Below are 10,613 nucleotides of genomic sequence, written 5' to 3' on the forward strand. Positions count from 1 at the left end.
GGTGGCTTAGGTAAAACCTGTCAACCTATTTTAGGACGTGACACTGTCCCGTCCTGCGCAGGCCAGTCGAATTCTGCCCTTGCGCAAAGAAAAAGACCGGGAGCCCCATGGGCCGCCGGTCTTTTATTGTTGTGGAACAGTCTATTTTTTCAGCTCGATGCCAAAACTCTTTATCTTCCGGTGCAGATTGGAGCGTTCGATTTCGATCGCCTCCGCCGTGCGGGAAATGTTCCAGTCGTTCTCCTCCAGCTTCTGGATGATGAACTCCCTTTCGAAATCCTCCTTGGCTTCCTTGAAGGTCACCGCGCCGGGATCCCCGTTCGCCGCCACGGCCACCCGCGGGGCGCCGCGCCGGTCGAGGATGCCCGCCGGCAGGTCCCCCTCGGTAATCAGGGTGCCCGGGGTCATGATCACCAGGCGTTCGACGATGTTCTTCAGCTCCCTCACGTTGCCCGGCCATGCATGACGGACCAACGCGTCCAAGGCTTCCGGGGTGATGGTCTTGGTTGCACGACTCTCCTTGCCGCAGAAGTATTCCAGAAAATGCCTGACCAGGAAAGGGATGTCGGTTGGGCGCTCGCGCAGCGGCGGCACATGAAAAGGAAGGACATTCAACCGATAATAGAGGTCCTCGCGGAAATTGCCGCTGCGGATCTCCTCCTCGAGGTCCTTGTTGGTGGCCGCAATGACCCGGACGTCGACTTCGATGGTGCGGTTGCCGCCCACCCGTTCGAACTTTCTCTCCTGCAGGATGCGTAGGACTTTGGCCTGGGTCTTGAGGCTCATGTCGCCGATTTCGTCGAGAAACAGGGTTCCCTCGTGCGCCTGGTCGAACTTGCCCTTGCGGGCGGCGGTGGCCCCGGTAAAAGCCCCCTTTTCATGGCCGAAAAGCTCGGATTCGATAAGCTCCTCGGGGATGGCCGCGCAGTTGACCTCGACGAAGGGCTTGTCCCGCCGCCGTGACTGGTTGTGGATCGCCCGGGCGACCAGCTCCTTGCCGGTGCCGTTTTCCCCGGTGATGAGAACCCAACCAGAGGTGGGCGCGGCAATGGAGATCTGTTCCTTGAGCCGGGCAATCGGCTGGCTGTTGCCGATCATCTCATGCTCCTTGGCAAATTTCGCCTTCAGGGAGCGGTTCTCCTCCACCAGGTCCCCCACCTTCATGGCGTTCTGGATTCCCAGCAGGACCTTTTCCAGGGATAGCGGCTTTTCGATGAAGTCGAAGGCGCCCAACTTGGTCGCCTTGACTGCGGTTTCGATGGTGCCGTGCCCGCTCATCATGATCACCAACTGTTCGGGGCTGGTTTCGCGGATGCGGCGCAGCACTTCGAGGCCGTCCATGCCGGGCATCCAGATGTCGAGCAGGATCAGGTCAGGGTTCTCCTCCAGGGCGAGGGGCAGGGCCTCTTCGCCATCTTTGGCAAACAGGGTGCGAAAGCCCTCGTCCTGAAGGATGCCCTTGAGGCTCTCGCGGATGCTCGCTTCGTCATCAACGATCAGAATGGTTTTCATGATGGTTTCCTGTATTCAATCCAGGCTGCCCGGGTAGGGGTTAAACCTGGGTGGCGCTGTTGCCGTTGACCGGCAACTCGACGATGAAGCGCGTACCCTTGGGCTGATTGTCCTTGACCCGGATGTAGCCGTTGTGGTCTGAAATGATGCTGGATACGATCGCCAGACCGAGTCCGGTGCCTGACTTTTTGGTGGAAAAATAGGGCTCGAACAGCCGCGGCTTGTCTTCGGGGGCGATGCCGCTGCCGGTGTCGGAAACGGTGAAGGTGGCCATCTGCAAAGACGGGTTGTAGCTCGACTCGATGAGGATCTGCCCTTGGCCGTCGATGGCGCCTACGGCGTTGTCGAGCAGGTTGATGGCCACCCGCTTGATCTGGTCGCGGTCGAGATTGAACATGGGGACTTCGGGGTCCGGCTGAAACTGGAACTCGATCTCCTTGTGGCCCTCCTGGTAGAGAACCAGGGCGTCGCTGAGGATCTGGTTGAGATTATTGGGGGCCGGATTGCTGGCCGGCATTCGGGCGAAATTGGAGAACTCGTTGACCAGGTTTTTCAGCTCATCGACCTGCTGCACGATCATGTGGGTGCACTCGTCGAAGACCGTGTCATCGCCGCTGAACCGGTCGAGGTAGCGGCGGCGAAGCCGCTGCGCGGAGAGCTGGATGGGGGTCAGGGGGTTCTTGATCTCATGGGCGATGCGCCGTGCCACCTCGCGCCAGGCCGCCATGCGCTGGGCTTTGAGCAGATTGGTCAGGTCGTCGAAGACCACAACGGTGCCCATGAATTCGCCGCTTTCGTCGCGCAGGGTGGTGACGTTGACCAGCAGGGTGATGCGCACGTCCTGGATCGGCACGGTGATCTGCTTGCGGATCGAGTCTTTGCCCGACTCCACCAGCTCTTTCAGAAACTCCTTGATGATCGGCAGGTTGCCCGCCCCGACGACTTCCCGGAAGTTCCTTCCCAGGACCTTGCCGGTCTTGATCTTCAGCATCCGCTCGGCGGATTTGTTGATGGTGGTCAGATTGCCCTGCTTGTCGACGGAAATGACCCCGGCGGTGACGTTTTTCAGGACGATCTCCATGTAGCGGCGGCGCTGGTCGAGCTCCATGTTGTAGACCTGGAGTTCCTTGTTGGCCTGCTGGATCTCCATTTGCCCGCGCCTCAGGTCGGCGGTCATCTTGTTGAAGGCCTCGACCAGCGTGCCGATCTCATCGTCCGAGCGCGGCTCGATGCTGACTTCCAGGTCCCCCTCGGCGACCCGGCCGGTGGCCACGGCCAGCTCCTGGATGGGGACGGTGATGCCCCGGGCCAGGTGAAACCCGAACCAGGTAGCGAGGAAGATGATGATCAGGGCGATCAGCAACAACACGATGACGTAGCCCGACTGGATCTTGCTTTTCAGCAGCTTGGTGCTCTTGTACTGCTCGAAGGAAGCGCTGATCTCCTTCATCTTGTTGACCAGCGAGTAGGGGACGTAGTAGTTGACCACGACTACCCCGACCACATCTTCGGGGTTGAAGGTGGAGTAGACCGGGACGATGCCCCGGATCAGGTCGGCCTTGCCCACCGGAGTGATGCGGGTGAAGCGGTTGCCCTGGAGCCCCTCGCGGATGTTGTCCGAGCCGGGATCGGTGAATTCGGCGGCGGGCACCTGAGGGTTGGAGGCCCTCACCAACTCCTCGTAGGTGGCGGAAAAGACCTCGACGATCCCCAGGTTGTATTCCAGCTGTTTCTGCTTGATGACCTGGCGCAGCTTGGGGAGGTTGGCATCGTTGAGCAGCTTCTCCTCTTTGACGATGCGGGCCAACTGTTCGGCGTAATACAGGGCGTTGGTGGCCGAGTTCTTGTAGTAGGTCTGGGCGACCTCAAGTGACTCCTGCAGAGAGGCTTCGATCTGGTCGTTGAACCAGTTTTCGATGGAATTGGTGATGAAGCCCGCCGAAACAAAGAACAGCAGCATGGTCGGCACCAGGGACAGGGCGATGAACGCCACCACCAGCTTGGTGCGCAAGCGGGCCCCGGGAACCTCTCGTCGTCGTTCCAGAAGCAACTTGAAGAGGTTGCGGAAAACCAGAAAGAGAAACAAGATGATCAGCAGGATGTTGATGTTGATCAGGGCCAGAACCAGGATGCTGTTGGAAAGCGGCAGTCGGGACGCCAGATCGAACAACTGGGACTCGAAGCGCGAGAGCAGCGCCACGACCCCGATGATCATGAGAATCAGCAGCAGTTCCCTGCGTCGTTTTCGCGCTTCGGATTTTGGTCTGACGGTCTTGCCTGGGGGCGGATGCATGGGGACCCTCGGAACGTTTTGCTAATCTAAGGGCTTGATTTTACGAAAAAAACCATCTGAATGCAAGCAGCATGAACGAAAAAAGGCAGCCAGGGGCTGCCTTAAATTTTTCCAGGAAGAATTTTTCCGGCCTCAGGCCTCGGAAAGGGCCAGTTCCGAACCGATGAGCGGAACCCCGCCGCGCAGGGCTTCTTTCAGGTCCGCCTCGGTAAATTCCACGAGCTTCCAGCAATCAGGAGAGGCCAGGATCTGCTCGACCATCTTGTGGTTGATGTCGTGCCCCGCCTTGAAAGCCTTGAAGTGGCCGAGAATCGGGTAGCCGACCAGGCTGAAGTCGCCGATGGAATCGAGGATCTTGTGGCGGACGAATTCGTCGGAAAACCTCAGGCCCTCAGGGTTGAGAATCCGATCTTCTCCGATAACCACGGCATTCTCCAGCGAACCGCCGCGAGCCAGGCCGTTGGCCTTGAGGTATTCGACTTCCTTGTAGAACCCGAAGGTCCGCGCCGGGGCGATGTCGCGGCGGAACAGTTCGGGGGAGAACTTGATGGAGCGATGCTGCAGCCCGATGCAGGCGTGATCGAAGGCGATGTCGAAGGTAATGCGGAAGAAGCGCGAGGGAATCAGGGTGACGCGCTTTTCACCGTCGATGACGGTCATCGGTTTGCGTACGGCCAAAAATTTGCGGCTGCGGGGCAGGCTGCGCACGCCGGCCTCCTCGATCATCTGCACGAAAGGCGCTGCGCTGCCGTCCATGACCGGGACTTCAGGCCCGTCGATGTCGATATGCAGGTTGTCGATGCCGAAACCGGTAAGAGTGGCCATCAGGTGCTCGATGGTGGAAACCGTCAACCCGCTTTTGCCGATCACGGTGGCCAGGCGGGTATCCACGACGTTGGCCGAGATGGCTTCGATGGATACGGTCCGATCCCCCTCGGTCCGGTGGAAGACGATGCCCGTTCCGGCATCCGCAGGGCGCAGGTTCATGTTGATGCGGCGCCCCGAGTGCAGCCCGATACCTGAAATGAGCACGGGATGGGCGATGGTACACTGGTATATCATTGAAAGAAAAATCCTCCACAAAAGCGGTAGCACAATTTGCAGAGATGGACTTGCAAAGACTTTGCCATCTTTTTTGTGGTTGCAAGTTGTTGAAAATGCGAAGGATTATTGCGCCGGACGATGGGCTTTCTGTGGTTAATTTGCAAGGCGGAAGGTCGGGTGTGTGGTTGCTGCAACACAGCCACAGGGTCGCTGGGGAGTCCTGCAGGGATACTAGGAGGGTGTCGGACTATACGGGCCGAAGCGAAAATTTGGAAGCTTGAGGCCAGAATTCGGCTCGTTTGAGAGCTCATAGCCATAGCTATGGGCCGAAAAGGAGCTGAAATCCGGGCCAAGCAGCCGAATTTGCAGCCGGCTCATCGATAGTCCGACAGCCTCCTAAAGGCGCCCCGAGCGCAGGATGGCAATGGCGAGCCAGAGACCGAGAAAGCCGGCGATGGAGTAGCCCAGGATGCCCAGGGCCGGAAACCCCAGCAGCATAGGGCCTTTCTCGGTCTGCATGATCAATGAGGAGCCGATGATCAGAGCCGCGATGATCAGGCTGAAGGACAGCCGGTTGCTCGATTTGTCGAGGTCATTGATCAGTTTCTCCAGCCCGCGGTGCTCGAGGTCGATCTTGAACTTGTTGCGATTGACCCGGTTGATGAATTCTTTCAGATCCCGTGGCAGGTTCTTGGCCAGAGCGGAGTAGGACTGCGCCACACGAAACAGTTCCTTGGAGAGACTCGTCGGGGAGAGCCGGTCGCGAACCATCCGGGTCATGAAAGGCCTGAGATGTTCAACCATGTTGAAATCCGGGTCCAGTTGGCGACCGATCCCCTCTATGGTCACCAGGGCCTTGCCGAGTAACATCAGGTCCGCGGGAAATTTGATCTGGTAGCTGGTCAGGATTTCAATGAACTCCACCAGCAGTTTCCCGGCGTTGATCTCCTGCAGGGGGATCTCGTAGTAGGCGTCGATCAATTCGCCGAGGTCGCGCTTGAGGGCTTTGAGATTGACCTCGTCGGTGACCTCCCCGGAGTAAAGAAGCTGGCTGATTACCGCGTCCACGTCCCGTTGCAGGATGTTGACCAGCAGGTCGATGAGCTGGTTTTTCAGGTCGTCGTCGACCCGCCCGACCATGCCGTAGTCGATGAAGCAGACCCGGTTCTCGTCCAGCACGAATATGTTGCCCGGGTGGGGATCGCCGTGAAACAGCCCGTGCACCAGCACCTGGTTGAGAATGGCGTCCGCCCCGTTGCGAGCGATGATCTTGCGGTCCAGCCCCGCTTCGGCGAGCCGGTCGAAATCGGAAATCTTGATCCCTTCGACCAACTCCATGGTCAGCACCCCTTCGCCGGTCGCCTCCCAGAACACCTTGGGGACATAAACGGTCTCATCCTCGGCGAAATTGGCCGCGAAACGGTCGATGGTGTGCCCCTCACGGCTGAAGTCCATTTCGCGGTGAATGGTGCGGCGGAATTCTTTGACCACGCCGATGGGATCGTAGATTTCTCCGGTAGGGATGTGGTGCTCGATGAGGTAGGCCAGCCCCATCAGGATGTCCAGGTCGGTTTCGATGACTTTTTCGATGCCCGGGCGGCGCACCTTGACGACCACGTGCTCGCCGCTGTTCAGGCGGGCCTTGTGGACCTGGGCGATGGAGGCGGCGGCAATGGGGACCGGGGAAAACTCGGCGAACAGCTCCGCCACCGGATAGCCGAGTTGACGCTGGATCTGCTCCTGGATCTCCTCCAGGGGGATGGCCGGCACCTTGTCCTGGAGCTTGCGGAACTCGTCGGCGTATTCCCGGGGAATGATGTCGGGGCGGGTGGAAAGAATCTGTCCGAGCTTGATGAAGGTCGGGCCGAGTTCCACCATGGCCAGGCGCAACCGCTCGGGCTGGGTAAGGCGTTCGATCTCCTTGGGGGCGGTCCCCAGGGTTACGATCTTTTTTCCCAACTCCAGGTAATAGTTGATATTGAGCTGTTCGACGACGTGGCCGAAGCCGTACTTGATCAGGATGCCCAGGATGTTCCGGTAGCGCCGGATTGAGCGGATGTTGCGGTTGATCCGCGAAAAGGTCAGCATGCGTAAAAACAGTCCGCCGGGTTATTCACCCTGCTCCTTGAGCTTTTTCTCCAGGGTCTGGACTTTTTTGCGCAGCTTTTCGAACTCCTCGAGGGTGACCACGCCCATGCGCTCACAGGCATTGCGCACTTCTTCCCGGGCCAACTCCTCGAGCTTCTTCTGGTTTTCCTTGGCGGTTTGCTGAAGTTTGTCAAAAAAAGCCTTGCCTTCCTCCTCGGTAACGTTGAAGCGCTGCTTCATTTCCTGAACCAGCTCCTCGGCTTTTTTCTGGCTGAGGGAGACGGCGCCCATGCCTGCCAGCAGGGTTTTCTCGAGCAGTTCGAACATGGTGACCTCCTGTAAGGGCTTGTAATTTTAACTAGTTAAATACTAGCACAGCAAGCCATCCTTTCAATGGCCAAAATTGCCCTGGCCATCCCCGAGCTCAACCTCCTACCAGCCGGAGAATTTCCGGCATCCGGGCGCGGGTTTCCAGCTCGCCGGCCCGGATTGCCTCGGCGGCGCGGTTGAACTCCAGCAGGGTGATGCCGTTCAGATCGGGGCGGATGACCAGGTCGGCCTCGTTGCGGTCGAGCTGCAGGGCGTTGATCTGGTTCTCCATGATTGCCACGCTCTGGGCGAAAATACGGAAGATCCCTGGAGGCTTGCGCCTGGGACTGGGAGCCGGGCTTGGCTGGGTGAGCTTTTCGCGGGGATTGGAGCGAAGAATTTCGCGAAAGATTTTTTCCACCCCCTGCGAGGTCAGAAATTCTCTCAGCCCGCTGGGATGCACCTCCTTTTTCCCCTCCATGGGCAAAAAGGTCTCCGTCGGGCGTTTGCGGACTTCCGGGATGGCGCAGACCCCGATCACCACCTCGGCACCCAGCTCGTAGGCCACATCGACCGGCACCGGGTTGAGCAGACCGCCGTCGATTAGAAAACGTTCCCCGAAGGGGACCGGGGTGAAGATGCCCGGGAAGGCGACCGAAGCCCTGAGTGCCTCGAGGAGGTTGCCGCGGCGGATGACCACCGCTTCGCCGGTTTCCACGTCGGTGGCCACCACCCCCAGGGGGATTTTGAGCTCCTCGAAGGTGCGCGCCGGCAGCATCTCGGCCATGAAGCGGGTCAGCTTGCGCCCGTCGATGAGTCCGGAGGTTGGGATGGTCGGGTCGAGGAGCTTGGCGAGATGTTGCCAGTCCACCCCCCGAGCCACCTCTTCCATCTGCGCTACACCCACCCCCGCGGCGTAAAGCGCTCCGATGAAGGCGCCGAAGGAGGTCCCGGAAAGCACGTCCACCTTGACCCCGCCGGCTTCAAGCGCCTTGAGCACGCCGATGTGGGCCATTCCCCGCGCGGCGCCGCTGCCGAGGGCCAAGCCGGTTCTGCGGGGGGAAGGCTGAGGGTTCATCGTCGGGCCACCTTCAATAGGGATGGTTCGCCCTCAGCGGCGAAACAGCCAGAGCAGAAAGGAGACCAGCACAGAGAGCAGAATGCAGGTCGAAAGGGGAAAGTAAAAGGAAAAATTGTCCCGTTGGATGCGGATATCCCCCGGCAGTTTGCCCAGGAAGGGAAGTTTGCCGCCGTAGAGATACAGCAGTCCCGCCGCGATCAGCACCAGGCCGGCCAGGATGAGCAGCTTCCCGGGGTGCATGGCTCAATTCCTGTTTTTCGGGCAGTAGCGCTCTTTTTCCGAAAAGATGCAGCCGCAGTACTGCTGCCGGTAGAGCCCCATGGCCTTGGAGGCGTCGATCCCCTCGCGCCAGCCACGGCGAAAATCATCGTAGACGAAGACCAGTCCGTATTTTTCCGCCAACTCCTCGCCGAATTCGCGAATCCGCTCATGCTGCTGGTAGCGCGAATAGAGCAGGCTGGTGGAAAAGGCCTCGAAGCCCTTTTCCGCCGCCATGCGCGCCGTGGCCTCCATGCGCGAGCGGTAGCAGTAGTCACAGCGCAGGGCTGGGTTGAGGGCGACCTCGCCGAGAAATTCCTCAAGCAGGTACTCCTCATTGTAGAGCACCTCGAGTTCGACCCGTGTGGCGTACTCCCGCACGGTCTCCAAGCGCCGCTGGAATTCGAGAAAGGGATGGATGTTGTGGTTGAAAAAGTACCCGGTCACCGCGTGGTTCTGCTCGCGCAGGACCTTGACGGGGAAAATGGCGCAATTGGCGCAGCAGAGGTGAAGTAGAACGTTCATCGACCTGCCCTGACGTTGAAAGGAAAACCAAGCAAGATCCCCTATTCTAGCAGTTTTTGGCTTTTAGGGAAGGGGTTTCTCCCTCCAACTCCTTACTCCTCGCCGAGGGGCTCCTTAATAAGCCGGTGTTTGATCCGCTGAGTCAGCCACCAGACCGAGCCGAGCATGAAGGGGACCAGGGTGGCCAGGACCACTTTCTTGTCGAGGTGCAGCGCTTCCAGGGGGACCCCGTTCAGCACGTAGCTCAGCAGGCCGACCAGGTAGTAGCTGATGGCCGCAACCGAGAGTCCTTCGACGGTCTCCTGCAGGCGAAACTGCAGCCTGCCGCGCCGGTTCATGGCTGCCAGCAGGCTTTTATTCTGCTCCTGCAGGGTCAGGTTGACGCGGGTGCGCATCATGTCGCCGGCCCGTTCGATACGCTTGGAAAGATCCTCCATCCACCCCTGCACCGACTGGCAGGTACGCAGGCCGGGAGTGAGGCGCCGGGTCATGAATTCGGCCACCGTCATGTGCCCGTTCACCGCCTCTTCCTGGATATTCTGCAGCCGCGTCAGAACCAGTTCGTGATAGGCCCGGGTGGCCGAAAAACGGGTGTTGGTCTCGGCCCGGTAGGATTCGAGCCGCGCCGAGAGGGTCGAAAGGCGAAACAGCAGGTCGCGGTTTCCTTCGCCGGTTTCGATGTGTGGGATCTGCGCCAGCATCTCGGCCAGCTGCTGGTCCATCGCGTTGAGTTCCGGCGAGATGCGCTTGGCCAGGGGCAGCGAGAGCTGGGCCAGCAGACGGTAGGTCTCCAGCTCGACGATGCGCTGGACCAGCCGCCCCATCTGGTAATCGGAGATCCCCCGGTTCTGGATGAGAAAGCGCCCGAAGCCGTCGCTGTGCAGCTTGAAGGCGGTGCAGAGCAGCGCCTTGCCTTCCTTGGGTTGGCTCATGATCAGCCGCTGCCCTTCGAAGTAGCGGGTGAGCGCATCGTGGTCCATGGGCAGCTCCCCGTCGTCGACGACGATATGGAAGGCGGCCACCGCCTGGCCCGGAAGCTGGGCGGTCCAGTCCTGGGGAATCATTTCGATCACCGGGTGGCGAAACGGCTCGGCCCCGCATCCCGCCGGGCGCAGGAAGGTCAGGGAGTAGAATTCCATGTGCCGCTCCCAGCGGACCGTGAATTCGCCGAAGTTCTGCTCGAAGGAGACCGTCTCGGGGCCGGGCTGATTGACGCTGTAGCGCCGGCACAACTCGCAGAGCAGCCGAAACGCCTCGTTCAATTCGGCCGGCTGGGCCTTGAGCGCCAGGTGGGAGATCTGCTGGGGCGTGCTGATGATCTGGAAGGGGCGGGCGTGCAGTTCGTCGTAGAGATTGTCCCGCAGCGGGTGCGTGGAGAAAGGGAGGCAGAAATATTCGGACATGGGATGACCCTCGAAAAATGAAAAATGAGTTGCCGGGAAACAGCTGCCCCCGCCATGGCGGGGGCAGGGGGCGGCTTACGCCTGAATCCTAACCATAATC

At 59.9% G+C, this 10,613-nt stretch carries 10 protein-coding genes (1 of these 10 cut by a window edge); 1 reads left to right on the forward strand and 9 read right to left on the reverse strand.

All coding sequences use genetic code 11. From position 1 onward, the window contains the following. Positions 1-10, forward strand: a protein-coding gene (locus tag DESUT3_RS06395) for an IS3 family transposase (RefSeq protein ID WP_404826969.1); it begins 1,225 nt to the left of the window's first position. Within the gene, positions 1-10 belong to an annotated coding region that runs on past the window's edge; the region does not span the whole gene. 131 nt (positions 11-141) lie between these two features. On the opposite strand, the gene DESUT3_RS06400 is transcribed toward DESUT3_RS06395, so the two are convergent. From DESUT3_RS06400 to DESUT3_RS06440, 9 genes are all read right to left on the reverse strand, one after another. Beyond that, the gene (locus DESUT3_RS06400) at positions 142-1,512 is read right to left on the reverse strand and encodes a sigma-54-dependent transcriptional regulator (protein WP_318836000.1); all 1,371 of its coding nucleotides are present in this window, start codon (positions 1,510-1,512) and stop codon (positions 142-144) included. 40 nt (positions 1,513-1,552) lie between these two features. After that, the gene (locus DESUT3_RS06405) at positions 1,553-3,805 is read right to left on the reverse strand and encodes a sensor histidine kinase (protein ID WP_221251591.1); all 2,253 of its coding nucleotides are present in this window, start codon (positions 3,803-3,805) and stop codon (positions 1,553-1,555) included. 132 nt (positions 3,806-3,937) lie between these two features. Further along, the gene (gene lpxC, locus DESUT3_RS06410; RefSeq protein WP_221251592.1) at positions 3,938-4,867 is read right to left on the reverse strand and encodes a UDP-3-O-acyl-N-acetylglucosamine deacetylase; all 930 of its coding nucleotides are present in this window, start codon (positions 4,865-4,867) and stop codon (positions 3,938-3,940) included. Between the two features lie 378 nt (positions 4,868-5,245). Continuing rightward, positions 5,246-6,937, reverse strand: a complete 1,692-nt coding sequence (gene ubiB, locus DESUT3_RS06415; protein WP_221251593.1) for a 2-polyprenylphenol 6-hydroxylase — start codon at positions 6,935-6,937, stop codon at positions 5,246-5,248. A gap of 21 nt (positions 6,938-6,958) precedes the next feature. Then, positions 6,959-7,264 carry a phasin family protein gene (locus DESUT3_RS06420; protein WP_221251594.1) on the reverse strand — a complete coding sequence of 102 codons (306 nt, stop codon included), beginning with the start codon at positions 7,262-7,264 and terminating at the stop codon, positions 6,959-6,961. A gap of 97 nt (positions 7,265-7,361) precedes the next feature. Continuing rightward, positions 7,362-8,324: a patatin-like phospholipase family protein gene (locus tag DESUT3_RS06425; protein WP_221251595.1), complete on the reverse strand. Its 963-nt coding sequence runs from the start codon at positions 8,322-8,324 to the stop codon at positions 7,362-7,364. A gap of 33 nt (positions 8,325-8,357) precedes the next feature. Beyond that, the gene (locus tag DESUT3_RS06430; RefSeq protein WP_221251596.1) at positions 8,358-8,567 is read right to left on the reverse strand and encodes a DUF2905 domain-containing protein; all 210 of its coding nucleotides are present in this window, start codon (positions 8,565-8,567) and stop codon (positions 8,358-8,360) included. A gap of 3 nt (positions 8,568-8,570) precedes the next feature. Beyond that, the gene (locus DESUT3_RS06435) at positions 8,571-9,110 is read right to left on the reverse strand and encodes an epoxyqueuosine reductase QueH (protein WP_221251597.1); all 540 of its coding nucleotides are present in this window, start codon (positions 9,108-9,110) and stop codon (positions 8,571-8,573) included. 92 nt (positions 9,111-9,202) lie between these two features. Beyond that, on the reverse strand, positions 9,203-10,513 hold the full coding sequence (locus DESUT3_RS06440) for a DUF3422 family protein (RefSeq protein ID WP_221251598.1): 1,311 nt from the start codon (positions 10,511-10,513) through the stop codon (positions 9,203-9,205). Positions 10,514-10,613: the final 100 nt, after the last annotated feature.

This window comes from Desulfuromonas versatilis (assembly GCF_019704135.1).
GTDB lineage: Bacteria > Desulfobacterota > Desulfuromonadia > Desulfuromonadales > NIT-T3 > Desulfuromonas_A > Desulfuromonas_A versatilis.